Genomic DNA, 22432 nt, shown 5'->3' with positions numbered 1-22432 from the left:
CCGGCGCCCTCAGGACACCAGGCCCTGGCGGTAGGCGTAGACCACCGCCTGGACGCGGTCGCGGAGGCCGAGCTTGGTGAGGATGCGGGAGACGAAGGTCTTGACCGTCTCCCGGCTGATCACGAGGGACGCGGCGATCTCGTTGTTGGAGAGGCCGTCGGCGATGAGACGCAGGACCTCCAGTTCGCGCGGCGTCAGCGGGATGTCGGGGCCGTTGTCGTCGGTGGGCCGGATCCGGGCGGCGTACCGGCCCACCAGCTGGCGTGTCACCTCGGGGTCCAGCAGGGCGGCGCCGGCGGCCACGGTCCTGATGCCGTGGAGCAGCCGGTCCGGGGGCGCGTCCTTGAGGAGGAAGCCGCTGGCGCCGGCGCGCAGCGCCTCGTAGACGTACTCGTCCAGGTTGAACGTCGTCACCACGAGGACCTTGACGGGGTGTTCCACTCCGGCGCCTGCGAGCAGGCGGGTGGCGGCTATGCCGTCGAGGACCGGCATGCGGATGTCCATCACCACGACGTCCGGGCGCAGTTTCCGGGCGAGGTCGACCGCGGTCCGCCCGTCCCCGCATTCGCCCGCCACTTCGAGGTCGGGCTGGGCGTCGATGATCGTCGAGAGGCCGGTGCGGATCAGCACCTGGTCGTCGCAGATCAGGACGCGGATCGGGTCGGTCACGAAGGACTCCTGGCAGGTATGCGGACCCGGACGGTGAAGCCGCCGTCCGGCAGCCGGCCGGCGTGGAAGTCGCCGCCCAGGACGTCGACGCGCTCGCGGAGGCCGGCGAGGCCCCGTCCGCTCCCGCCGGTGAGCGGGACCTTCGAGCCGGTGCGGTCCGTGCTCACCTCCACGGTGATCTCCTCGTCGCAGTGGCGTACGCGGACCGAAGTGGCGCTGCCGTGAGCGTACTTGAGGGCGTTCGTCAGGGATTCCTGGACCACCCGGTAGGCGACGAGGTCGGCGCTTCCGGTGGATTCGGCGGGGGTGCCCTCCTCGGTGAACTCCACGGGCTGTCCGGCCCGCCGGGTCTGTTCGACGAGGGTGAGGAGCCTGCCGACGGGCGGCGGGGTGGCCTTGGTGCCGTGGTCGGGGTTGAGCAGGTTGAGCAGGTGCCGCAGGTCGGTGATGGCCCGTCGGCCGGTGTCGGTGACGGCCGTCAGGCTCTGGTCGAGGCGGTCGGGTGCGGCGGTCAGATAGCGGGCGGCCTCGGCCTGTACGACCATCGCCGTCACATGGTGGGTGACGACGTCGTGGAGTTCGCGGGCGATGCGGGCCCGCTCGGCGGTGCGGGTGTCCTCGGCGACGCGGCGGCGGCGTTCGGCCTCCGCGGCGCGGGTGGTGCGGAGCCAGGTTCCCACGCCCCAGGCGAGGGCCACCGCGACGTAGAACATCACGTACTCGCTGGGCGGTTCGCCCGGGCCGATCGCGTCGAGCGCGACGGCCAGCGGGACGTACGCGGCGGTGAGGGCGATCGCGGTGGTGCGCCGGTGGTGTTCCAGCTGGGCGGCCACGCTGATCAGGCCGATGGGCAGGGCGATGCCCGCGAGCGTGTGGTAGCCGCGGAGCTGGTCGAGTGCGAAGCCGGCCGAGACCAGGGCGAAGCAGAGGACCGGCCACCGCCGGCGTCCGGCGAGCGGGAGGCTCTGGAGGGCGATCGCCACGACGGCCAGGGCGTCGAAGGGGCGGTTGGGCAGGCCGCCGACGTCCGTCCCGTTGCTGTGGTAGACCAGCGAGGCGCCGAACAGTCCCAGGGCGAGCGGTACGTACCAGACCCGGGCGCCCGAGCGGCGCCACAGGTCCTGGATCCGCCGAAGTCCGGTCACCGGGGAAGTGTAGTGGGGGCCGCGGTCCGCTCGGCGCGGCTGCGGCGGGGTACGAGGTTGCCGCGCCGGTGGGCCAGCCACAGGAAGCCGAGCGTGATCAGTACGCCGAACAGCACGGTGTAGACGCTCCCTTCGGGGCCGAAGGCGCCGCCGGTGACCCAGGTCGGGCCGGAGGTGGCGGTGTCCAGGAGCCCCGGCGGGGTGTCGTTGCCGGAGACCTCGGTGCTGAAGATGCCGGCCGCCGCGAAGTTCCAGCCGAAGTGCAGGCCGATGGGGACCCACAGGTTGCGGGTCGCGGCGTAGGCGGCGGCGAGCATGCCGCCGGCCTCGATCGCGATGGCGATGGCGCCCCACAGGGAGGCGTCGGGGTTCAGCAGGTGCGAGGCGCCGAACACCACCGAGGTCAGGGCCAGCGCGATCCAGGTGCCGGTGCGTTCCTCGATGATCCGGAACAGGACGCCGCGGTACAGGACTTCCTCGGTCACGGCGGCGGCCGCCATGAAGCCGAGCAGCCCGAAGGCACCGCTGACCGAGCCCAGGCCGTTGATCTCGTAGTGCGCGTTGACGGCGATGTTCGTGATGACCGCGCCGAACATCGCGAAGCCGATCAGCAGCCCCCGGCCGATCGCGGCCCCGGCGCCCTCGCGGGCCACCTCGGTGGACGGGCGGTGCTCGGTTCTCCGCACCACCCATCCGTAGACGAGTACGGCGAGCACGGCGGTCAGGAGCCCCAGGAAGAGCTGGAGCCAGGGGCTGCCCTCCACGGCTGCGACGGTCTGGCCGCCGATCGCGGAGACCGCCACCACGGCCAACAGTTGCAGGACGAACCTCATGAACGCTCCTTCGACGGTTCCGCGACCGGGGTGCCGCGGCGTCTCGAACGCTACGGAGCGGGCGCCCGCGGATCGTCACCTCACGGTGGACACCTGCGTGTAGCTCGCGTGGGGGACAGACCGTGCGGGGAGATCAATTCGGTTGAGGACACGCCCGGTTGCGGCGAGGATCGCCCGCATGTTCTCGCGCAGGAATCGCCGTCCCCGATCCCCCGACCTGGCCGCGGCCTGGGAGCGCCTCGACGGGGGTGATGTCCCCGGTGCGCTCCTGGAGCTGAGGCGTGCGCCCGCGGCGCCGCTGGGGGAGGTGGCGGCGGTGGTGGGCCGGGCCGCGGAGTCGGCCGGGTTCGACGACCTGCGCAAGGCCGCCGCGGCACTGGCGGCGCACCCCGACCGGGTGCGCCCGCTGTACGACTACGGGTACGCGTGCGTCGAGCGCGGTGTGTCCTACCTGGCGATACCGGCGCTGCGGGAGGCCCTGCGCCTGGCGCCGGACTCCGTCGGCCTGCTGCGTGAACTGGTCTCCGCGTACGAGCGCGAGGGCCGGCACCGCGATGCCGTCGAGGCCCTGCTCGCCCACGAGGACGGCCTCGGTGACTGGCCCGACCGCTACCTCCTGGTCTTCAACGCCGTCCTGGCGGGCGACCTGGAACTGGCCCGCCGTCACCACGCACGTCTGGGCGCCCCTGCCGACGACGTCTGGCTCGGCGCACGGGACCGGCAGAACCGTGTCCTGGAGCGTGCCGCGTCCGCCGGGCCGGCGAGCCCGCTGGACCACTCGGACCTGCGTGGCTGGCAGTACGTCATGGGCGGCACCGTGCTGGGCACACTGTCCCCGCACGGTTACGACGCGGGGATGACCGGCCGGTACGCCTGGTTCCAGGACTCCCACGACCAGTGCCTGCAGGGCCTGTTGCGGCTCCAGGCGGTGCTGGCGGCCGCCGGGGTGCGGCCGCGCTCGGTGTCCCTGCTGCCGGACCGGGGGAGCAGGATCCTGGGCCTGGCGGCAGCCGAGGTGCTGGGCCTGCCCGCGCTGCGCTTCGAGGAGGGACGGGAGGACACCGTCGTCATCGCGTACGACCTCGACGACACCGCGTGCCACGAGGAGGGACCCGACGTGATCGCGCAGCTCCTGCGCCGTGTGCCGGGCCAGGTGCTGCACGAGCACGCGAGCTGCTGGACCGACCCGCCCGCCGTCGCCGCCGACAGCGTCACGCTGCTCCACCAGTCGGTCGTGGCCCCGTGGGGGGAGATCCTTCGGCTCGGTGACGACGGCGGAGCGGAGCGCGGGGAGGCCGACGGGCGGCCGGAGGCGGAGATCGCCGCCGACATCGTGGGCGCCGACCCGACGCCGGACGGAGGGGACGGGGAGACGCCCGCCGACCCCGTCGAGAAGCTCACGGACTTCGTCGCGGCCGTGCGGGGCACCTGGCTCCGGGGCGACCGGGCGGGGCTGCGGTCGTCGGGCCCGGTGGCCAGTTCACGCTTCGGGGGGTGAGTGGCGGGGGTGCCGACGGGCGTTGAGCCGGGCGGCCTGGCGGGTCAGGTGGGCGCGTTCGGCGAGGTCGGGAGCCTTGTGGGCCGCCTCGGCGTACAGCTGTGCCGCCTTCGTCAGGTCTCCGGCGCGCTCGTGGAGGTACGCCGCCACGGCGGTGTGGCGGGGCAGTGCGGCGTCCAGGTCCGCGAGGGCGGCCAGGCCGGCCTGCGGTCCGTCGGCCTGGCCGACGGCCACCGCGCGGTTGAGGCGGACGACGGGGCTGTCGGTGAGGCGGACCAGTTCGTCGTACCACTCGACGATCTGCACCCAGTCGGTCTCCTCGGCGGTGGGGGCGTCGGCGTGGAGGGCGGCGATGGCGGCCTGCGCCTGGAACTCGCCGAGCCGGTCGCGGGCGAGGGCCGCCTGAAGGATCCCGATGCCCTCGGCGATCGCCGCGGTGTCCCACCGGCCGCGGTCCTGCTCGGCGAGCGGCACCAGGCTGCCGTCGAAGGCCGTACGGGCCGCCCGCCGGGCGTGGTGGAGCAGCATGAGGGCGAGCAGCCCGGCCACCTCGGGGTGGTCGATGCGGGCCGCGAGCTGCCGGGTGAGCCGGATGGCCTCGGCGGCGAGGTCGACGTCGCCGGAGTAGCCCTCGTTGAAGACGAGGTAGAGGACGCGCAGCACGGTGGCGACGTCGCCGGGCCGGTCCAGGCGTACGCCGGAGACGGTGCGCTTGGCCCGGCTGATGCGCTGCGCCATGGTCGCCTCGGGCACCAGATAGGCCTGCGCGATCTGGCGGGTGGTCAGCCCGCCGACGGCGCGCAGGGTGAGCGCGACCGCCGACGCCGGGGTGAGTGACGGGTGGGCGCACAGGAAGTAGAGCTGGAGTGTGTCGTCCACGCCGGGCGCGGGTCCGGGGGCGGGCTCCTCCTCGACGCGGCCCTCACGCCCGCGGCGCGCGGTGTCGGCGCGCGTCGCGTCGAGGAACTTGCGCCAGGCCACGGTGACCAGCCAGCCCCTGGCGTCCCGTGGCCGGCCGTCCGGCCAGACGCGGAGCGCCTCGACGAGCGCGTCCTGTACGGCGTCCTCGGCCGCCGCGAAGTCTGCTCCGCGGCGGACGAGGACGGTGAGTACACCGGGCGTGAGGCTTCTGAGCAGGGCCTCGTCCATCGGTGGGGTGGTCACTCCGTGATGGTGGGCGGCTCGGTCAGGAAGGGGCGCACTTCCAGCCACTCGTGGATCGGCTCACCGCCCGCCCCGGGGGCGGCCGACAGCTCCCCGGCCAGCGCCACGGCGCGCTCCTTCGTGTCGACGTCGATGATCATCCAGCCGGCGATCAGGTCCTTGGTCTCGGCGAACGGTCCGTCGGTGACCGGCGGGCGCCCCTCGCCGTCGTAACGGACCCACTCTCCCTCGGGGGCGAGCGCCTGGCCGTCGACGAACTCGCCCGTCTTCTCCAGCCGGGCCGCGAAGTCGTTCATGTACTTCATGTGGGCCGAGATCTCCTCCGGCGTCCACCGGTCCATGGGGACGTCGTTGACCGCCGCCGGGGCGCCTCGGTAGTGCTTCAGCAGCAGGTACTTCGCCATCGTGTTCCTCCTCGCCGGTGCGACCCGTCGTGGTCGCGTTCACTACGGGGACGGAGCGGGTCACCGGTTCTCGACATCGGCGGCCGATGTTTTTTCGGCTTTCCTGGATTCGGCTTTCGTGGAGGAGCGTAGGCGAGCCGTCCCCGGGGCGTCCGGGCCCACGCCGTGGCACGCGGGCGATCGGGCCGGGGCGTCAGGCCCGTTCCGTGAGCTGCTTGAGCGTGGCGAGGTCGGCGGCCACCGCGTCCGCGTCGCGCCGGAACTCCTCGGCGCTCATGCCCGGCCTGCGGCGCAGGGTGAACACGACCTCGCAGCCGGTGCCGTCGGCGATCACCCGTACCGGGTTGTGGACGGTCTCGCCCGTCGGGAGGGTGACGTGGTGGTCGAGCACGCCGAAGTCGTTCCTGGGCGCGAAGTCGACCACGACCCGCCCCATGGGGGAGTCGGCGATCCACCGCCCGTCGCCGCTCTCCTCGATCGACGCGCTCAGCCCCGCCGCCCACGCGGGCAGGTGGGCCGGGTCCGAGGCGTAGGCGTAGACCGCGTCGGCGGGGCGGTCGATGTGGACGGTGACGTGGACGGTGCTGGTTCCGGAGGTGGTCATGGCACCGAAGTTAACCGGCTCCCGGGCCGCCGTCTTGGACGGATCGGACACCGGAGGGCCGCCGGGGTGCCCGGGGGGTCAGGGCCAGTCGACGAGAGCGGTGAACGCCACGACGGCGACGCAGACGACGGTGGGCGCGGCCACGCAGAGGAGCACCCGGGCGGCGGCGTGCCGTCGGCGCCAGGGCAGGGCCCAGCCGGCCACGAGGACGACGAGGGAGAGCACGAGACCGGTGCAGAGGACGGCCCACGCCGCGTTGAAGGAGTCGGTGAAGCCGTCAGCCTGTGCGCCGTTGCAGGAGTCGCACGCCATGGGGGACAGCCCGCCGAAGAACAGCGCGAGCGCCGCCGCGGGCAGGGTCACGAGCGTGGAGATCAGCGGCCCGGCCCAGGCGTGCGGAGTGCGGGGGTTCTGGAGGTCTTCCGGCATGCGTACGAGTCAACGCGGCGGAGCAGGGCCGCACATGAGCGCTCGTACTCAGACGTCCGGGGAACGGGGATGCCCGCCACGGCCGCCGCGGGCATAATCCCGGGCCATGACTCTCACCGACCGACGGCTCCTCCTGGCCACTCTGGACCGTCAGCTCCTGCTGGAGCGCCGGCGTCTCGATGTGGCGGAGGCGGTGCGCCGGGTCTGTGCTCTTCAGGCGCAGTCACCGGCGTCGCCGTACCTGGCGCTGTGGAACCGGGTGCGGGACTTCGTGCCCGAGGATCTCGACGCGGCGTTCGCGGAGCGCCGGGTCGTGAAGGCGTCCCTCATGCGGATCACCCTGCACGCCGTCCATGCCGAGGACTACGCGCCGTACCACGCGGCCATGGTGGCCCGGTTGCGGTCGTCGCGGCTGTACGACCGCCGCTTCACCGCGACCGGGCTGACGGACGCCCAAGCGGACGCGCTGCTCCCGGAGCTCGCCGGGTTCCTGAAGCGGCCGCGTACCGGCGCCGAGGTCGAGAGCGAGCTCGCGGGGCGGTTCGGGGAGCACGCGCGCCGGGTGTGGTGGGCGCTGCGCACGTACGCGCCCGTGCACCACGCGCCGGCCGGTGGACCGTGGTCCTTCGCGCAGCGCAACAGCTATCTCGCCGCGCCCACGGCCGTTCGGCGGGAGGAGGCGGCTGCCGGGGTGCGGCGGCTGCTGCTCGCCTATCTCGGGGCGTTCGGGCCGGCGTCGGCGCAGGACTTCGCCCGGTTCACCATGCTGGACCGCCCGCCGATCACCCAGGCGCTGAGCGAGCTCGACGGCCCGGTGGTGCGGGTGGCGGGCCCCGGCCGTGCCGTCCTGTACGACCTGGCGGACGCCACCGTGCCCCCTGAGGACACCCCGGCTCCGCCCCGGCTTCTGCCGATGTGGGACAGCACGCTGCTGTCCCATGCCGGGGCCGGGCGGGTCGTGCCGGAGGAGTACCGGCCGCTGGTCGTCCGCCGCAACGGTGATGTGCTGCCCTGCCTGCTCGTGGACGGGCGGGTCGCCGGGGTGTGGCGCCCGGCCGGGGGCGGGCTCGAACTGACCGCCTTCCACGAGCTCGGGAAGGCGGCGTGGCAGGGGCTGACCGAGGAGGCGGAGAAGCTGTCCACGCTGCTCGCCGGCCGTGATCCGGAGGTCTACGGGCGCTACGGGCACTGGTGGGCCAAGGGGATACCCGCTGCGGAGCGTGTGATCGTCAAGAGCCCCTGAGCGAGGCGTTCTTGAGCGGGCGGTCTCCGGGTAGCCTGCGTGACCATGATGCGCGCGTGGATACTGCCGTCCCTGCTGGTGTTCTGCGGTGCGGTCGTCGCGGCCGGGCAGCTCGCGCAGGGGAGTCCCGGCCGGGCCGTGGCCTTCCTGCTGGTGTTCGTGCTGCTCGCGGGCGTGAACTCGCCCTTGATCTTCCCGCGGTCCATCGGTGCGCTGGAGGCCCGGAGCCGCAGCGCGGCCGACGGGCGGCCGGTCGTCTACTGGCGGCCGGGGTGCAAGTTCTGCATACGGCTGCGTATCCGGCTGGGCCGCAGCGCCCGCCGGCTGTACTGGGTCGACATCTGGCGTGACCCGGCCGGGGCGGCGGTGGTGCGCGAGGTCAACGGCGGGAACGAGACGGTGCCGACCGTCTTCGTGGACGGCCGGCCGCACGTCAATCCTGGTCATGCGTGGGTGCGTGAACAGCTCGGCTCCTCCAGGAGCTGAAGGGCGGCCCGGGTCACCTCGGGTCGCGGTCGAACTGGGCCTTCGACCAGCGGTGGCCGAGGACGGTGAGACCCAGGCACCAGGCGATGGTGATCCACCCGCTGTTGCCGATCCCGGTGCCGAGGAGGAGTCCGCGCAGCGTTTCGATGGCGGGGGTGAAGGGCTGGTACTCGGCGATCGGCTGGAACCAGCCGGGCATCGAGTCGATCGGGGTGAACGCGCTGGAGATCAGCGGCAGGAGGATCAGCGGCAGGGCGTTGTTGCTGGCCGCCTCGGCGTTGGGGCTGGCCATGCCCATCCCGACCGCGATCCAGGTGAACGCCAGGGCGACCAGCGCCAGCAGCCCGAAGGCCGCGATCCACTCCAGGGCGGTCGCGTCGGTGGAGCGGAACCCCATGGCGACACCCACGGCGCCCACGAGTACGACGCTGATGACCGCCTGGAGGACGCTCCCCGCGACATGTCCGAAGAGCACCGAACCGCGGTGGATGGCCATGGTGCGGAAGCGGGCCATGATGCCCTCGGTCATGTCGCCCGAGACGGACACCGCGGTGCCGACCATGGTGGAGCCGATGGTCATCAGCAGGATGCCGGGGACGAGGTAGGCGATGTAGGCGGAGCGGTCCCCGCCGCCGATGCCCGCGCTCATGGTGTCGCCGAAGATGTAGACGAAGAGCAGCAGCAGCATCACCGGGGTGAGCAGCAGGTTCAGGGTCATGGACGGGTAGCGCCGGGCATGCAGCAGATTGCGCCGCAGCATCGTGGACGAGTCGCGTACGGCGAGGGAGAGGGAGCTCATCGGACGGCCTCCTTGGGCTGGTCGGGGATGTCGGCGCTGCTGGTCAGGGCGAAGAAGACGTCGTCGAGGTCGGGGGTGTGCACGGTCAGCTCGTCCGCCTCGACGCCGGCCGAGTCCAGCCGGTCGAGGACGGAGCGCAGAGCGCGCTGGCTGCCGTCGCTGGGGATCTGCAGGGACAGCGCCTCGTCGTCGCCCGTGACGTCGCGCAGGGCGGAGACGGCGCTGCGGTACGCGGCCGGGTCGGTGAAGCGGAGCCGGACGTGTCCGCCGGGGACGAGCCGCTTCAGCTCGTCGGCGCTCCCCTCGGCGGCGATCGTGCCGTTGTGCAGTACGCCGATACGGTCGGCGAGTTCGTCGGCCTCCTCCAGGTACTGGGTGGTGAGGAGGACGGTGACGCCGTCGGAGACGAGTTCGCGGATGATGCCCCACATGGTGTGACGGCTGCGGGGGTCGAGGCCGGTGGTCGGCTCGTCGAGGAAGATGATCCTCGGGCCGCCGACCAGGGTCATGGCGATGTCCAGGCGCCGCTTCATGCCGCCGGAGTAGGTGGAGGTGGGCTTCTTCGCGGCCTCGGCCAGGTCGAAGCGCTCCAGCAGTTCGGCGGTGGTGCGCCGCCCCTCGCTCCGGGAGAGGTGGTGCAGGTCCGCCATGAGGAGCATGTTCTCCTCGCCGGTGATCAGGCCGTCGACGGCGGAGAACTGTCCGGTGACGCCGATCGCGGCGCGCACCGCCTGGGGGTCGGTGGCCAGGTCGTGGCCGCCGACGCGGATGTCGCCGGTGCCCGGTCCTGCGGTGATGAGGGTGGAGAGGATCTTCACGGCGGTGGTCTTGCCGGCGCCGTTCGGGCCGAGCAGTGCGTAGATCGTCCCCGCGGGGACGGCCAGGTCGACCCCGTCGAGCACGGTCTTGTCGCCGTAGGACTTGCGCAGTCCGTACGCCGCGATGGCCAGGTCGGTCATGAGGGACTCCTTCAGAGGCTGCGGGCGGCGATGTCGCCGTAGGCGGTGGTCGCGTGGATGGTGAGTCCGGCGTCGGCTCCCTCGGTGTTGCGGAGCGTGTTGTGGATCCGGCCGTAGCCGGTGCCGGCGTCGAGGGAGGCGGAGACCCCGCGGGCGGCTCCGACCGCGATCTCGCCGTGGTCGGTGCGCAGTTCGACCGTGCCGTGGACGGCCTCGGTGACGCGGATGTCGCCCTTGCTGGTGCGGATCTCACCGGGGCCGCCCAGACGGCCGACCGAGATGTCGCCCGCCTGGAGGCTCAGGCGGGCACGCGCCGTCTCGTCGAGCTTGACCGAGCCCCGCGCGCTGTCGAGGGTGACGTCGCCGAGCCGGCCCACGCCCCGGAACTCGGCGTCGGCGGTCCGTGCCTCGACGTGGGAGCCTGCGGGCAGCTGGACGGTCACCTCGACGTATCCGGAGGGCCCGAGGATCCGGTTCGCCGCCTCCGGGGCGTCGATCCGCAGGACCCCGTCGCCGTAGACGACCTCGGTCCGCTGCGCCGCCTTCACGTCGCGGTTCTTCGCGGCGTCCGCGGGCCTGATCTCGACCGTGGTGTCGGCCCGGTCCGCGGCGATGAACCGGATGCGTCCGGCGGGGATGCCGAGGACGGCCGAGACGGGGGCCGGAGTGTCGAACGTATGCATCGTGCGCTCCTTCGATCCGTGTTTCTGATGATGGAAACGCTACGTTGCATTCACTGTTCGGGCAACGAGGTTGTTGCACTGCAGGCCCGTAACCGCAGGCAGTTGAGGGTATTTCATTGCAATGGGATCGAGCCTAATGCAACGCGTTCATCGCAGTTCGTTGCAATGGGATGTGAGTGAACGCTATGCTGGGGGCTCCACGGGCGACGAAGGAGAGATCGCGATGCCGGGAGGCAGACTCACCCAGCAGGAACGCCGGCAGATCGCGCTGGGGCTGGCCGACGGCCTCGCGTACGCGGAGATCGCCAGGGGCCTGGACCGTCCGACCTCGACGGTCACCCGCGAGGTGATGCGCAACGGCGGGCCCACCGCCTACCGCGCCGACCTCGCCCACCGTGCCACCGGACACCGCGCCACCCGGCGCGGGCAGGCGTCCACGGAGGCGCCCTCGCGGGGCGACGGGCGCGACGACGGTGCCGTGCGCGAGTTCGAGGAGGTGTTCACCACCGCCCTCGTCCAGTCGGGCATGCCCAGGATGATGTCCCGCGTGCTGGCCTGCCTCACCATCACCGACGCGGGCAGCCTCACCGCGTCCGAACTGGTGCAGCGGCTCCAGGTCAGCCCGGCTTCCGTGTCCAAGGCCATCTCGTACCTGGAGAGCCAGGCGTTCGTCCGCCGGGAGCGGGACGAACGGCGCCGCGACCTGTACGTCGTCGACGACGACGTCTGGTACCAGTCGATGATCGCCAGCGCCCGCGCCACCGACCGGATCATCGAGACCGTGCAGCAGGGCGTCGGCGTCCTCGGCCCCGGAACCCCCGCCGCCACGCGCCTGGAGGGCGTCGCCCGGTTCCTCGACTTCGTCTCCGAGAACATCACCCGTGCGGCGGACCAGGCCCGCGACGTCCTCCACACGAAGGCGGGAACGCCGCACGGAAAGGCTCCGGATCCGTCGGGGACGGAGCCGGAGCCTTCCGGGTGAGGCGGGGCCGCGGAGATGTGCCGCGGGATCAGTACATGAGGGCGTTGTCCATCTCGGACTGCCAGTACGTGACGGTCAGGGTGCTGTCGACGTACACGTCCTTGCCCAGCGGGACGTCCACCATCCCGCCGGCCGCCCCGGAGTTCCTGTCCTGGAAGCCGACGGCCAGGTCCTGGGTGGAGTAGCCGCCCGTGCCGCTGCCGTCGGCCGACGAGGTCGTCACGCCGGCGTAGGCGGACTCACCGGGGGAGATGGTGACGACGGCCTGCGGCTTGCTGTCCTCGACGACCGGGGGGGCTGACTGCGCCTCACCGAACTTCAGGAACGGGTAGTAGAAGGCGTTGCACGCCTTCGAGCCGGTGTTGGTCACGGTGAGCAGCATGTGGTTGACGGGGCGCTGGACGCTCGTGATCGTCAACTTGGTGTTCGCGCCGGTGCACGTCGGCAGGGACCCGCTGCCGGTGTCACTGTCCTGCGGCTTCTTCGCCGCCGGGGTCCGGGTGGCGGAACCGGACTCCTTGGCGGTTTCCGAACCGGAACCGGAGGCGGACGTGCCCGAGCCGTCCGTCTTCGTGCTGTCCGAGGCGGGGGCCGCCGAGGTGCCGGCGGCGGGCTTCTGCGGCGCGGAGCCGGCGGCGTTGTCGGCCGCGGCCGTGTCGCCTCCCTGGCAGGCCGTCAGGGCGAGGGTGGCGACCAGGGCGGCGCCGCCGAGGACGGAGGTGCGGGCGGCGCGGCGGAAGTGGAGGTTACGCATGAGAGGTTCTCCCCGTTCGGTGTGTCTGGTGCCCGGGGCGCCGTTTGGCGCCCTGACGTGCGGGCGGGTCTACTGGTCGGTGACGCGTGATCAGATGCTCTGCAGGAGTGCGATGACGACTGCGACGCAGCCGATCAGCACCACTGCGGCGACTGCGTCGGTCAGGCTGAGCGCGGGTCGGGTACGCATGACGGCTCCCGGGACGGACGAGGGTGGGATGTGCGGGTCGTGGGGAACGCCGCGGTGTGTCCACATCTTGTCCAGGCCCGGATTTCCGTCGCAACGGCTGGCGGGGCATGCGGGACACTGGAACGTTCGCACGTACTCTGACCTGCGCGAACATCACGTCCCTGGAACGCGTTCCGGGAACGGACAGAAGGGGAAACGGTCCAGGTGGGCACAGAGATCCAGGAGTTCGCGGCGCAGCTCAGGGAGCTGAAGGGGCGGTCCGGGCTCAGTTACGGAGCGCTCGCCCAGAAGCTGCACATGAGCACCTCGACGGTGCACCGGTACTGCAACGGTGACGCGGTCCCGCACGAGTACGCCCCCGTCGAACGCTTCGCGCGGGTCTGCCGCGCCTCCGCCGACGAGCTGGTGGCGCTGCACCGGAAGTGGATCCTCGCCGACGAGGCGAAGCGCCGGGGTGCGCGGAAGCCGGAGGCGGGCGGGGCCGCCGAGCGACCCGCGGCGCCGGACACGCTTCCGGAGAGGGCCGAGGCGGAGGCAGAAGCGGAAGCGGAGCCACGCCCCGAACCGGAACCGGAACCTACACCGGAACAGGCGTCCGGCCCGGCACCGGCACCGGAACAGAACCTGGCACCCGGACCAGCACCCGCACCGGGGCTTGCAGCGGCACCGGCACCGGCAGCGGGAACGGTGCCCGAGGACGTGACGCCGCAGGAGCCGGGCCCCGGCGCCGTACCCGCTCCGCGCCGGCGGGCCTCCAGGAAGCTGCGCGTCCTGCTCACCGCGGTGGCGGTCGTGGCCCTCACCGTCCCACTGGCCCTCACCGTCCACAGCCTCGGGCGCGACGAGGCCACCGACGACGGACGGGCGGACACGGCGCACAGCTACGTGCCGGTCGTCCCCACCGGCAGGGGGAGCGGGAGCGCCCTGCCGAGCAGCAGCGCCAGTCCGTCGCCGACGCCCGACCGGACGGCCTCCTCGCCCACCGCGAGGAGCAGCGCCACCCCCTCACCGTCCTCGCGCGCGCCGCAGAGCAGTGGCGTACCGGTGCACGCCACCATCAGCTCGTACAACTGGGAGGAACCCTGCGGGCAGTACTACCTCCTGGACGAGAAGCCCGACGACGTCCCGCCGAACCCCCCGCCCCAGGACCGCCGTAGCTGGGCGCGGGCCCTCGGGGGCGTGGACGGCGGCGACATGAAGCTCGCACTCACGCTCCAGGGGACGTCCGACGAGGCGGTCGTGCTGAACGCCCTGCACGTACGGGTGCTGGGGCGCAACGCGGCGCTCCCCTGGAACGCGTACTCGATGGGGAACGGCTGCGGGGGAGGCATCACCCCGCAGAGCTTCGACATCGACCTGGACGACAGCCGGCCGCGTTCGAAGCCCGTCGCCGGGGAGGACGCCGGTGTGGTCGTGCCCGCGAAGGACTTCCCGTACCGGGTGAGCTCCACCGACGTCGAGGTGTTCCACATCGACGCGCATGTGGAGGGGCACGACGTGACCTGGTACCTGGAGCTGGAGTGGACGAGCGGCGGCCGGAGCGGGACCCTGCGCATCGACGACCGGGGCGAGCCGTTCCGTACGAGCAGTCTCAAGACGCGGCCGAGCTTCATCTACCGCCCCGACACCGCCCAGTGGGTGCCGGAGGAGGAGTGACGGAGGCCGCTCCGGCTCAGCGGCGCAGGGCGGTCTCGCGCCCCATGCGGGACAGCTTCTCGGGGTTGCGCACGGCGTAGAGCCCGGTGATCAGGCCGTCGTCGATGCGCACCGCCATGACGCTGTCGAGCGCCCCGTCGAGCCGGAGGGCCAGCGCCGGGGCGGCGTTGACGTGCACCGGGCCCATCGACAGCTCGGTGACCCTGGCCAGCCCGCCGACCAGCAGCCGGGCCACCTTGTCCGCGCCCACGACCGGCCTGAGGATGGCCTGCTTCACCCCGCCGCCGTCGCCCAGGAGGACGACATCCGGCGCGAGGATGTCGACCAGGCCCTGCAGATCGCCCGTCTCGACCGCCCGTCGGAACGCGTCGAGCGCCTCCCGGGTCTCGGACGGGGGCACCGTCCCGCGTGGCCGGCGTGCCGCGACATGGTCCCGCGCGCGGTGCGCGATCTGGCGGACCGCGGCCGGGCTCTTGCCCACGGCGTCCGCGATCTCGTCGTACCCGAAGGCGAACACCTCGCGCAGCACGAACACCGCCCGTTCGCTCGGTGTCAGCGTCTCCATCACCAGCAGCATCGCCATCGAGACGCTGTCGGCCAGCTCCACGTCCTCGGCCACGTCGGGCGAGGTGAGCAGCGGCTCGGGCAGCCAGGTGCCGACGTACGACTCCTTGCGGCGGCCGAGCGTCCGCAGCCGGGTCAGTGCCTGGCGTGTGGTGATCCGGACGAGGTACGCGCGCCGGTCCCGCACCGTCCCCAGGTCGACGCCCGCCCAGCGCAGCCAGGTCTCCTGGAGGACGTCCTCCGCGTCGACGGCCGAGCCGAGCATCTCGTAGGCGACGGTGAACAGCAGGTTGCGGTGGGCGACGAACGCCTCGGTGGCGGGGTCCGCACCGGTCCGCCCCGCCGTGTCCTGCGCGTCCTGCGCATGCTGCGGGTCCTGCGGGTCCTGCGCGTGCTCCGTGTGCTCGTGTCCGCTGTTCACCCGGCTGCTCCTGCCTGTTCGCGCTCGACGGTTCACGGGCACAGGACGCCGGCCGCCCCCGTTCTGTGACATGCCGGGGCGGTGGCGCAGGTCACAGTCCCGTCTGTCACACGTGGCGGCCCGCCGGGGTCTTGTGTCCGTCCAGTGCACCACCCCGAGAGAGGACGACGTCATGGACGCACGGTTCAACCTGTTCGAGAACGGGATCGGCTCCCGATTCGCCAAGCGGTTCGCGGGCGCCGGCCTGGTCGTCCAGCAGTCGCCACTGCCGAAGTCGACGCAGGAGCTGGTGTCGCTGCGCGCCAGCCAGATCAACGGCTGCGGTCACTGCATCGACATGCACGTCAAGGAGGCCGCGGCCGCCGGGGAGACCGCGGTCCGGCTCCACCTGGTCGCCGCCTGGCGGGAGTCCACCGTCTTCACCGAGGAGGAGCGGGCCGCGCTGGCCTTCGCCGAGGAGGGCACGCGGCTCGCCGACGCCCACCAGGGCGTCTCCGACGAGACCTGGGACCAGGTGCGCAAGCACTACGACGACGACCAGCTTGCCGCGCTGATCTCCCTGGTCGCCCTGATCAACGCCGCCAACCGGCTCGCCGTGATCACCCACCAGAAGGGGGGTTCCTACGAGGCCGGCATGTTCGCCGCTGCGTTCGACTGACCGGCTGACCGACCGGCCGGCTGCGGACCGACCGGCCGCAGGAACGCGCACGGGCCCGGCCGGGATCATCCGATCCCCGCCGGGCCCGTGCGGCAGCCGAGAGGTTAGAGGCGCTCGGGCGTCCTGATGCCGAGGAGCTTCATGCCCTGGTGCAGGGTGCGGGCGGTGAGCTCGACCAGGAAGAGCCGGTTCTCGACGACCTCCGGGGCGTTCTCGTCGCTCAGCACCTGGCACTGGTCGTAGAACGTGGTGAGGTGCGAGGCCAGCTGGTAGAGGTACGCGGCCAGCTTGTGCGGCTCGTATCCCTCGGCCACCTCGGCCAGGACCTCGCCGAACTGGTCCAGGTGCAGACCCAGCGCACGCTCCGCCGGGGCCAGCTCCAGCTCCGGGTGCGCGGCGGGCCTGGCGTCGCCCGCCTTGCGCAGGATGGAGCGGATCCGGGCGTAGGCGTACTGGAGGTACACCGACGTGTCGCCGTTCAGCGACACCATCTGGTCCAGGTCGAACTTGTAGTCCCGTACGGCGGAGGTCGACAGGTCCGCGTACTTCACGGCGCCCACGCCGACGTACCGGCCGTTCTCGACGATCTCCTCCTCGGACAGGCCCACCTTCCCGGCCTTCTCCCGGACCACGGCCGTGGCCCGCTCGACGGCCTCGTCCAGCAGGTCCTCCAGCCGGACCGTGACGCCCTCACGGGTCTTGAACGGCTTGCCGTCCTTGCCGAGGACCGTGCCGAAGGCGAGCTGGTGGGCCTTGACGTCCTCGTTCAGCCAGCCGGCGCGGCGGGCCGTCTCGAAGACCATCTTGAAGTGCAGGGACTGCCGGGCGTCCACCACGTACAGCAGGGAGTCGGCCTTGAGGCCCTGGACCCGGTCCCGGATCGCGGAGAGGTCGGTCGCCGCGTAGCCGTAGCCGCCGTTGGTCTTCTTGACGATCAGCGGGACCGGGTTGCCGTCCGGGCCCTTCACGTCGTCGAAGAACACGCACAGCGCGCCCTCGGAGCGGACGGCGACGCCCGTCTCCTCCAGGATCCGGCAGGTCTCCTCCAGCATGTCGTTGTAGCCGGACTCGCCGACGATGTCCGGGTCGTCGATCTTCATGTCGAGCTTGTCGAAGACGGAGTAGAAGTAGATCTTCGACTCGTCGACGAACCGCTGCCAGTGCGCCAGCGTCTCCGGGTCCCCGGCCTGGAGCGCGACCACCCGGTCACGGGACCGGGCCTTGAACTCCTCGTCGGAGTCGAAGAGGACCCGCGACGCCTTGTAGACCCGGTTCAGCGACGACATCGCCGCCTCGCCGTCCGTCTCGTCGCCCTCGTGCTTCAGCTCGTCCGGGTGCTCGAAGAGGTACTGGATGAGCATGCCGAACTGGGTGCCCCAGTCGCCGATGTGGTGGCGCCGGACGACGTTCTCGCCGGTGAACTCCAGGATCTGGACCATCGCGTCGCCGATGACCGCCGACCGCAGGTGGCCGACGTGCATCTCCTTGGCCACGTTCGGCTGGGCGTAGTCGATCACGGTGGTGCCCGGGTCGGCCTTCAGCGGGACGCCGAGCCGGTCGCCGTCGGCGGCGCGCGCGGCGAGCGTCCGGACGATCGCCCCGTCGGTCAGCGTGATGTTGAGGAAGCCGGGGCCCGAGACCTTGATGTCCTTGATCAGCTCACCCGCAGGAAGGGCGTCCGTGACCTTCGTCGCCAGCTCGCGCGGGTTGCCCTTGAGCTTCTTGGCGAGCGCGAGGATCCCGTTGGCCTGGAAGTCGGCCCGGTCGCTTCGGCGCAGCAGCGGGTCCGCGGTGCCGGCCTCCGGCAGAGCTGCCGTCAGGGCGTCCGCCAGCTGCTGCTGGAGCGTGGAAGCGAGGGAAGGGACCGAGGCCATGAGCCGGCTGCCGTTTCGGTAGAGGACAAAGGATCACTCCAGTATCCCACGGGGTGTAAAGCCGTTTTCGCGCTGCGGGTGGTACCTGGGAGAATGGGAGCGCCCCTCATGGGGGTCGCCCCTACGAGTCCTACACGAGAGAAGGACGTGCCGACCGTGGCTTCGAGTCAGAGCAGCACCGAGACCGACTGGGTCTCCCGCTTCGCGGACGATGTCATCGCCGAATCGGAGCGACGTGCGCCTGGCAAACCGGTCGTCGTCGCCTCCGGCCTCTCCCCGTCGGGCCCGATCCACCTGGGCAACCTCCGCGAGGTCATGACCCCGCACCTGGTCGCCGACGAGATCCGCCGCCGCGGATACACCGTGCGCCACCTGATCTCGTGGGACGACTACGACCGCTACCGCAAGGTGCCGAACGGCGTCGAGGGCGTCGACGACTCCTGGCAGGCGCACATCGGCAAGCCGCTGACCTCGGTGCCCGCCCCGGCCGGGTCGGCCTACCCGAACTGGGCCGAGCACTTCAAGGCCGCCATGACCCAGGCCCTGGACGAGCTCGGCGTCGAGTACGACGGCATCAGCCAGACCGAGCAGTACCTCGCGGGCACCTACCGCGAGCAGATCCTGCACGCCATGAAGCACCGCGCGGACATCGACGCCGTCCTGGACCGCTACCGCACCAAGAAGGACGGCGCGGCGGGCGCGAAGGGCAAGAAGCCGCAGCAGAAGAAGGTCGACGAGGCCGAGCTGGAGGCCGCCGAGGGCTCCGGCGCGGCGGACGAGGACGACGGCAGCTCGAACACCGCGGGCTACTTCCCGTACAAGCCCTACTGCGGCAACTGCGAGAAGGACCTCACCGTCGTCACGGCGTACGACGACGACACGACCGAGCTGAACTACACCTGCTCGGCGTGCGGCTTCGCCGAGACGGTCCGGCTCAACGAGTTCAACCGCGGCAAGCTGGTCTGGAAGGTCGACTGGCCGATGCGCTGGGCCTACGAGGGCGTGATCTTCGAGCCCAGCGGCGTGGACCACTCCTCGCCGGGCTCCTCCTTCGTCGTCGGCGGCCAGATCGTGCGCGAGGTCTTCGACGGCGTCCAGCCGATCGGCCCGATGTACGCGTTCGTCGGGATCTCCGGCATGGCGAAGATGTCCTCCAGCAAGGGCGGCGTGCCGACCCCGGCCGACGCGCTGAAGATCATGGAGGCGCCGCTGCTGCGCTGGCTGTACGCGCGCCGCAAGCCGAACCAGTCCTTCAAGATCGCCTTCGACCAGGAGATCCAGCGGCTGTACGACGAGTGGGACTCGCTGGCCCGCAAGGTGGCCGACGGCACGGTGCTGCCCGCCGACGCCGCCGCCTACGCCCGGGCCGTCGGCACGGCCGCCGGGGAGCTCCCGAGCACCCCGCGCCCGCTGCCGTACCGCACGCTTGCCTCGGTCGCCGACATCACCGCCGGTGCGGAGGACCAGACGCTGCGCATCCTCAGCGAGCTCGACCCGGAGAACCCGCTGACCTCGCTCGACGAGGCGCGGCCCCGGCTCGACCGCGCGGAGAACTGGATCACCACCCAGGTGCCGGCCGAGGCCCGCACCATCGTCCGCGGCGAGCCCGACAAGGAGCTGCTCGGCTCCCTGGACGAGCAGGGCCGTGAGTCGCTGCGCCTGCTGCTGGAAGGGCTCGACTCGCACTGGTCGCTGGACGGGCTGACCACGCTGGTCTACGGCGTGCCGAAGGTGCTGGAGGGACTGGAGCCGGACGCCAAGCCGACGCCCGAGCTGAAGGTCGCCCAGCGCTCCTTCTTCGCCCTGCTGTACCAGCTGCTCGTCGGCCGGGACACCGGGCCGCGTCTGCCCACGCTGCTGCTCGCGGTCGGGGCGGACCGGGTGCGGACGCTGCTCGGCGCGTAGCACCGGGACGGCATGAGGACGGGCGGGCCGCTCAGCGGCCCGCCCGTTCCTCTGTCCGCCCGCCGTCACGCGATGTGGTTGGCGGCCTCGTCCATGTTGAAGCGCTGCTTGAAGCCGGGCAGCATCCGGCGGAGCAGAGCGGCACTGCGCGGGTGGCGGACGTTGTGGCCGTCCGAGAGGTGGATGTCGAGCACCTCGGCGCTCGGGTAGTCCTGGTGCTGGTGCGTGTACGCGGTGAACACCTCGTACGCGATCTCGCTGAACTCGATCTCGTCCTCGGCCCATTCGGCCGGGTCGGCCTCCTGGCCGGCGTCCTGCTCCGGCTGCTGCGGCTCCCCGGCCTCCGGTTCGGCCGAGCGGGGGTGCGGGAACGCGCCGATCGTGCCGACGTTGCCGAGCGGGCGGGTCCGGCCGGGGCCCGAGGGGATCATCACCGGGGTGGGGTCCATGCCCTCGTCGTATCCGGGGTCGTAGGCACCCTCGTACGCCTCGTCCAGCACCTTCGGGGCGGCGAACCACGGGCTGTCGTGCGAGCCGGGGTCCTCCTGGGGGTACTGCTGCTGGGCCTGCTGGTGCTGCTCCTCGTGCTGGTCGTACGTGTCGTACGGGACGGGCTGTTCCTGCGGCTGCTGCTGCGGGGCGTACGGGAGTTGGGGGTGCTGCTGCTCGGTCTCCGCGACCGCCGGGGCGGGCGGCAGCAGGGCCGGTTCGGTGCCCGCGGCGGCGAGGCCGGCCGGGGCGGTCTCGGCGAGCGGGACGCCGTACTTCGCGAGGCGCAGCGGCATCATCGACTCGACGGGGGCCTTGCGGCGCCAGTTGCGGCCGAACCGGGCCTGGAGGCGAGCCTGGTAGATCAGCCGGTCCTGTTCGAGCTTGATGACCTGCTCGTAACTGCGCAGCTCCCACAGCTTCATCCGGCGCCACAGCTTGAACGTGGGGACGGGGGAGAGCAGCCAGCGGGTGAGGCGGACGCCCTCCATGTGCTTGTCGGCGGTGATGTCCGCGATCCGGCCCACCGCGTGCCGTGCGGCCTCGACGGCGACGACGAACAGGATGGGGATCACGGCGTGCATGCCGGTGCCCAGCGGATCGGGCCAGGCGGCGGCGCCGTTGAAGGCGATCGTCGCCGCGGTCAGCAGCCAGGCGGTCTGACGCAGGAGCGGGAAGGGTATGCGCATCCACGTCAGCAGGAGGTCCAGCGCGAGCAGGACGCAGATGCCCGCGTCGATGCCGATCGGGAAGACGACCGAGAACTCGCCGAAGCCCTTCTCCTCCGCGAGTTCGCGGACGGCGGCGTACGAGCCGGCGAAACCGATCGCGGCGATGAGCACGGCGCCGGCGACGACGACCCCGATGAGTACGCGGTGTGTGCGTGTCAGCTGCATTGCGGCCACCCGCGATCCCCTCCCGACATTCGACGAACCGGCTCCACTTCGGCATCCGGCGCGGGCACAGCCTGGCACATGCCGGCCGGGCCCGTTGCGTGGGGAGGGGCCGAAGCCCGGTGCTCACGACGGCACCGGGCTTCGGTAAAGGGCCCTGGGGCAGGGGAGTTGGCCCTCCTGCCGGGCTCAGGTCACGACTTGGCCGAGGCCGAGGCCGAGGCGGAGGGGGAGGCCGAGGACGCGTCCGAGTCGCCGGCGTCGGCGCCGACTGCGGCGACGGCCTCCTTGGCGGCCTTCTGGGCGTCCTTGAGGATGTCGGCGGCGGAGGGCGTCTTGGCGCCCGCGAACCCGGCGCCGTTGTAGGTGACGCTGACGACGACGTTCCCCGTACGGGCCACGATCGTCGCGTACTCGAAGTCTTCCTTCGACTTGGTGAGGCCGTACGTGACGGCCGTGGCCTGCTCACCGAGGGCGGCGACGGGCTTGGCCGCGGGCTTCTCCGCGCCCTCGGTCGCCTGCGCCTTGGAGACCTGCTTGGTGTACTCGTCCGTCGCGCGCTTGGCGCCGCTGCCCAGGGACTGGTCCGAGTCGAAGCGGGTGAAGCCGACGTCGAGCCAGCGGTACTGCGAGCCCTTGACGCCGTTGTCGTCCAGGCCGTTCCAGGAGCAGCCGCCGCGGCTCGTGGTGTCGCTGGACTTGCCCGGGGTGCCGCCCTTGGTCTTGGTCTTGGGGACCAGGTCCTCGATCGTCTTCCTGGCGATCGACGTGCAGGCGTCGGGCAGCTCGGTGAACTTCGCGGGCTCGACCTCCGGCTCCGACTTCTGCGCGCTCGGCGAGGTCGAGGAGTCCGAGGCCTTCGCGTCGCCGGAGTCCGACGAGCAGCCGGCGACGACGAGCATCACCGGGACGGCGGCGCAGGCGAGTATGCGGGAGAGTCGCGGGGCTGATCGGTGCATGGTTCCTTCACTCGGACGGCACGGCGGTCTCGGTCGTGCGGGTGGTCGGGCGGTTCGTCGGGCGGTACGTCGGTCCGTACGCAGTTCGGGGGCCACGGTACGACGGACGGCGACCGGATGCCGCCTCCGGCCGGAGGCCCGAAGCCGTTCGGGGAGCTCCGGCCCGGGGCGG

Annotated in this window: 22 protein-coding genes; 7 read left to right on the top strand and 15 right to left on the bottom strand. The window is 71.9% G+C overall.

Features of this window, described 5'->3' with window-relative positions; genetic code table 11:
- Positions 1 to 9: 9 nt before the first annotated feature.
- From JKV81_RS15485 to JKV81_RS15475, 3 genes are read right to left on the bottom strand one after another with little or no spacing between them, the layout of a single operon-like run.
- Positions 10 to 669: a response regulator gene (locus tag JKV81_RS15485; protein WP_129264200.1), complete on the bottom strand. Its 660-nt coding sequence runs from the start codon at positions 667 to 669 to the stop codon at positions 10 to 12.
- On the bottom strand, positions 666 to 1814 hold the full coding sequence (locus JKV81_RS15480) for a sensor histidine kinase (protein ID WP_129264198.1): 1149 nt from the start codon (positions 1812 to 1814) through the stop codon (positions 666 to 668). Before JKV81_RS15480 ends, JKV81_RS15485 begins: the two co-directional genes overlap by 4 nt.
- Positions 1811 to 2647, bottom strand: coding sequence for a CPBP family intramembrane glutamic endopeptidase (locus JKV81_RS15475; protein ID WP_202076399.1), 837 nt, complete (start codon positions 2645 to 2647; stop codon positions 1811 to 1813). Before JKV81_RS15475 ends, JKV81_RS15480 begins: the two co-directional genes overlap by 4 nt.
- A gap of 178 nt (positions 2648 to 2825) precedes the next feature.
- Here JKV81_RS15475 and JKV81_RS15470 point away from each other — a divergent pair, with 178 nt between their 5' ends.
- Complete coding sequence (locus tag JKV81_RS15470; protein WP_202076398.1) at positions 2826 to 4145, top strand: hypothetical protein; 1320 nt, start codon at positions 2826 to 2828, stop codon at positions 4143 to 4145.
- Here the strand turns inward: JKV81_RS15470 and JKV81_RS15465 are convergent.
- From JKV81_RS15465 to JKV81_RS15450, 4 genes are all read right to left on the bottom strand, one after another.
- Complete coding sequence (locus JKV81_RS15465; RefSeq protein WP_202076407.1) at positions 4128 to 5294, bottom strand: RNA polymerase sigma factor; 1167 nt, start codon at positions 5292 to 5294, stop codon at positions 4128 to 4130. The genes JKV81_RS15470 and JKV81_RS15465 overlap by 18 nt on opposite strands.
- Positions 5295 to 5305: 11 nt before the next feature.
- Complete coding sequence (locus tag JKV81_RS15460) at positions 5306 to 5713, bottom strand: YciI family protein (RefSeq protein WP_202076397.1); 408 nt, start codon at positions 5711 to 5713, stop codon at positions 5306 to 5308.
- Between the two features lie 193 nt (positions 5714 to 5906).
- Positions 5907 to 6317, bottom strand: a complete 411-nt coding sequence (locus JKV81_RS15455) for an SRPBCC family protein (RefSeq protein ID WP_129264190.1) — start codon at positions 6315 to 6317, stop codon at positions 5907 to 5909.
- Between the two features lie 78 nt (positions 6318 to 6395).
- A complete protein-coding gene (locus JKV81_RS15450) occupies positions 6396 to 6746 on the bottom strand; it encodes a hypothetical protein (RefSeq protein WP_202076396.1) in 351 nt (116 codons plus the stop codon).
- Positions 6747 to 6852: 106 nt separating this feature from the next.
- Here JKV81_RS15450 and JKV81_RS15445 point away from each other — a divergent pair, with 106 nt between their 5' ends.
- Together JKV81_RS15445 and JKV81_RS15440 are read left to right on the top strand one after the other, a co-directional pair.
- Positions 6853 to 7989, top strand: a complete 1137-nt coding sequence (locus JKV81_RS15445) for a winged helix DNA-binding domain-containing protein (protein WP_129264186.1) — start codon at positions 6853 to 6855, stop codon at positions 7987 to 7989.
- 45 nt (positions 7990 to 8034) lie between these two features.
- Entirely contained in the window at positions 8035 to 8475 is a 441-nt protein-coding gene (locus tag JKV81_RS15440; RefSeq protein WP_129264184.1) for a glutaredoxin domain-containing protein, read from the top strand.
- Between the two features lie 13 nt (positions 8476 to 8488).
- On the opposite strand, the gene JKV81_RS15435 is transcribed toward JKV81_RS15440, so the two are convergent.
- The 3 genes from JKV81_RS15435 to JKV81_RS15425 are packed head-to-tail and all read right to left on the bottom strand — an operon-like array spanning position 8489 to position 10916.
- Positions 8489 to 9274 carry an ABC transporter permease gene (locus JKV81_RS15435; RefSeq protein ID WP_202076395.1) on the bottom strand — a complete coding sequence of 262 codons (786 nt, stop codon included), beginning with the start codon at positions 9272 to 9274 and terminating at the stop codon, positions 8489 to 8491.
- A complete protein-coding gene (locus tag JKV81_RS15430) occupies positions 9271 to 10233 on the bottom strand; it encodes an ATP-binding cassette domain-containing protein (RefSeq protein WP_202076394.1) in 963 nt (320 codons plus the stop codon). Before JKV81_RS15430 ends, JKV81_RS15435 begins: the two co-directional genes overlap by 4 nt.
- 11 nt (positions 10234 to 10244) lie before the next feature.
- Positions 10245 to 10916, bottom strand: a complete 672-nt coding sequence (locus JKV81_RS15425; protein WP_202076393.1) for a DUF4097 family beta strand repeat-containing protein — start codon at positions 10914 to 10916, stop codon at positions 10245 to 10247.
- Between the two features lie 223 nt (positions 10917 to 11139).
- On the opposite strand from JKV81_RS15425, the gene JKV81_RS36545 reads away from it, so the two are divergent.
- Complete coding sequence (locus tag JKV81_RS36545; protein WP_129264176.1) at positions 11140 to 11898, top strand: GbsR/MarR family transcriptional regulator; 759 nt, start codon at positions 11140 to 11142, stop codon at positions 11896 to 11898.
- Between the two features lie 28 nt (positions 11899 to 11926).
- Here the strand turns inward: JKV81_RS36545 and JKV81_RS15415 are convergent, their stop codons facing one another.
- Positions 11927 to 12652 (bottom strand): DUF4232 domain-containing protein, encoded by a 726-nt coding sequence (locus JKV81_RS15415; RefSeq protein ID WP_129264174.1) that lies wholly within the window; start codon positions 12650 to 12652, stop codon positions 11927 to 11929.
- Positions 12653 to 13045: 393 nt separating this feature from the next.
- On the opposite strand from JKV81_RS15415, the gene JKV81_RS15410 reads away from it, so the two are divergent.
- Complete coding sequence (locus tag JKV81_RS15410; RefSeq protein WP_202076392.1) at positions 13046 to 14497, top strand: helix-turn-helix domain-containing protein; 1452 nt, start codon at positions 13046 to 13048, stop codon at positions 14495 to 14497.
- A gap of 16 nt (positions 14498 to 14513) precedes the next feature.
- Here the strand turns inward: JKV81_RS15410 and JKV81_RS15405 are convergent, their stop codons facing one another.
- Positions 14514 to 15482: an RNA polymerase sigma-70 factor gene (locus JKV81_RS15405; RefSeq protein WP_241748474.1), complete on the bottom strand. Its 969-nt coding sequence runs from the start codon at positions 15480 to 15482 to the stop codon at positions 14514 to 14516.
- Positions 15483 to 15654: 172 nt separating this feature from the next.
- Between JKV81_RS15405 and JKV81_RS15400 the strand changes: the two genes are divergently transcribed.
- Entirely contained in the window at positions 15655 to 16140 is a 486-nt protein-coding gene (locus JKV81_RS15400; RefSeq protein WP_202076391.1) for a carboxymuconolactone decarboxylase family protein, read from the top strand.
- A gap of 104 nt (positions 16141 to 16244) precedes the next feature.
- Here JKV81_RS15400 and argS read toward each other — a convergent pair whose 3' ends face one another.
- Positions 16245 to 18014 (bottom strand): arginine--tRNA ligase, encoded by a 1770-nt coding sequence (argS, locus tag JKV81_RS15395; RefSeq protein ID WP_202076390.1) that lies wholly within the window; start codon positions 18012 to 18014, stop codon positions 16245 to 16247.
- 147 nt (positions 18015 to 18161) lie between these two features.
- Here argS and lysS point away from each other — a divergent pair, with 147 nt between their 5' ends.
- Positions 18162 to 19919, top strand: a complete 1758-nt coding sequence (lysS, locus tag JKV81_RS15390; RefSeq protein ID WP_202076389.1) for a lysine--tRNA ligase — start codon at positions 18162 to 18164, stop codon at positions 19917 to 19919.
- A gap of 65 nt (positions 19920 to 19984) precedes the next feature.
- Here the strand turns inward: lysS and JKV81_RS15385 are convergent, their stop codons facing one another.
- Together JKV81_RS15385 and JKV81_RS15380 are read right to left on the bottom strand one after the other, a co-directional pair.
- The gene (locus JKV81_RS15385) at positions 19985 to 21313 is read right to left on the bottom strand and encodes a DUF2637 domain-containing protein (protein ID WP_202076388.1); all 1329 of its coding nucleotides are present in this window, start codon (positions 21311 to 21313) and stop codon (positions 19985 to 19987) included.
- Positions 21314 to 21495: 182 nt separating this feature from the next.
- Positions 21496 to 22260 (bottom strand): DUF3558 domain-containing protein, encoded by a 765-nt coding sequence (locus tag JKV81_RS15380; protein WP_129264163.1) that lies wholly within the window; start codon positions 22258 to 22260, stop codon positions 21496 to 21498.
- Positions 22261 to 22432: the final 172 nt, after the last annotated feature.

The organism is Streptomyces silvae, from assembly GCF_016745505.1.
GTDB classification, from domain to species: Bacteria; Actinomycetota; Actinomycetes; order Streptomycetales; family Streptomycetaceae; genus Streptomyces; species Streptomyces silvae.
This window is presented reverse-complemented; position numbering and strand designations above follow the sequence as displayed.

Coding starts and splice junctions, on each gene's coding strand:
- JKV81_RS15460 (WP_202076397.1), bottom strand. CDS start 5,713: ATGGCGAAGTACCTGCTGCTGAAGCACTACCGAGGCGCCCCGGCGGCG.
- JKV81_RS15440 (WP_129264184.1), top strand. CDS start 8,035: ATGATGCGCGCGTGGATACTGCCGTCCCTGCTGGTGTTCTGCGGTGCG.
- JKV81_RS15475 (WP_202076399.1), bottom strand. CDS start 2,647: ATGAGGTTCGTCCTGCAACTGTTGGCCGTGGTGGCGGTCTCCGCGATC.
- JKV81_RS15445 (WP_129264186.1), top strand. CDS start 6,853: ATGACTCTCACCGACCGACGGCTCCTCCTGGCCACTCTGGACCGTCAG.
- JKV81_RS15455 (WP_129264190.1), bottom strand. CDS start 6,317: ATGACCACCTCCGGAACCAGCACCGTCCACGTCACCGTCCACATCGAC.
- JKV81_RS15435 (WP_202076395.1), bottom strand. CDS start 9,274: ATGAGCTCCCTCTCCCTCGCCGTACGCGACTCGTCCACGATGCTGCGG.
- JKV81_RS15450 (WP_202076396.1), bottom strand. CDS start 6,746: ATGCCGGAAGACCTCCAGAACCCCCGCACTCCGCACGCCTGGGCCGGG.
- JKV81_RS15380 (WP_129264163.1), bottom strand. CDS start 22,260: ATGCACCGATCAGCCCCGCGACTCTCCCGCATACTCGCCTGCGCCGCC.
- JKV81_RS15400 (WP_202076391.1), top strand. CDS start 15,655: ATGGACGCACGGTTCAACCTGTTCGAGAACGGGATCGGCTCCCGATTC.
- JKV81_RS15425 (WP_202076393.1), bottom strand. CDS start 10,916: ATGCATACGTTCGACACTCCGGCCCCCGTCTCGGCCGTCCTCGGCATC.
- argS (WP_202076390.1), bottom strand. CDS start 18,014: ATGGCCTCGGTCCCTTCCCTCGCTTCCACGCTCCAGCAGCAGCTGGCG.
- JKV81_RS15470 (WP_202076398.1), top strand. CDS start 2,826: ATGTTCTCGCGCAGGAATCGCCGTCCCCGATCCCCCGACCTGGCCGCG.
- JKV81_RS15430 (WP_202076394.1), bottom strand. CDS start 10,233: ATGACCGACCTGGCCATCGCGGCGTACGGACTGCGCAAGTCCTACGGC.
- JKV81_RS36545 (WP_129264176.1), top strand. CDS start 11,140: ATGCCGGGAGGCAGACTCACCCAGCAGGAACGCCGGCAGATCGCGCTG.
- JKV81_RS15465 (WP_202076407.1), bottom strand. CDS start 5,294: ATGGACGAGGCCCTGCTCAGAAGCCTCACGCCCGGTGTACTCACCGTC.
- JKV81_RS15415 (WP_129264174.1), bottom strand. CDS start 12,652: ATGCGTAACCTCCACTTCCGCCGCGCCGCCCGCACCTCCGTCCTCGGC.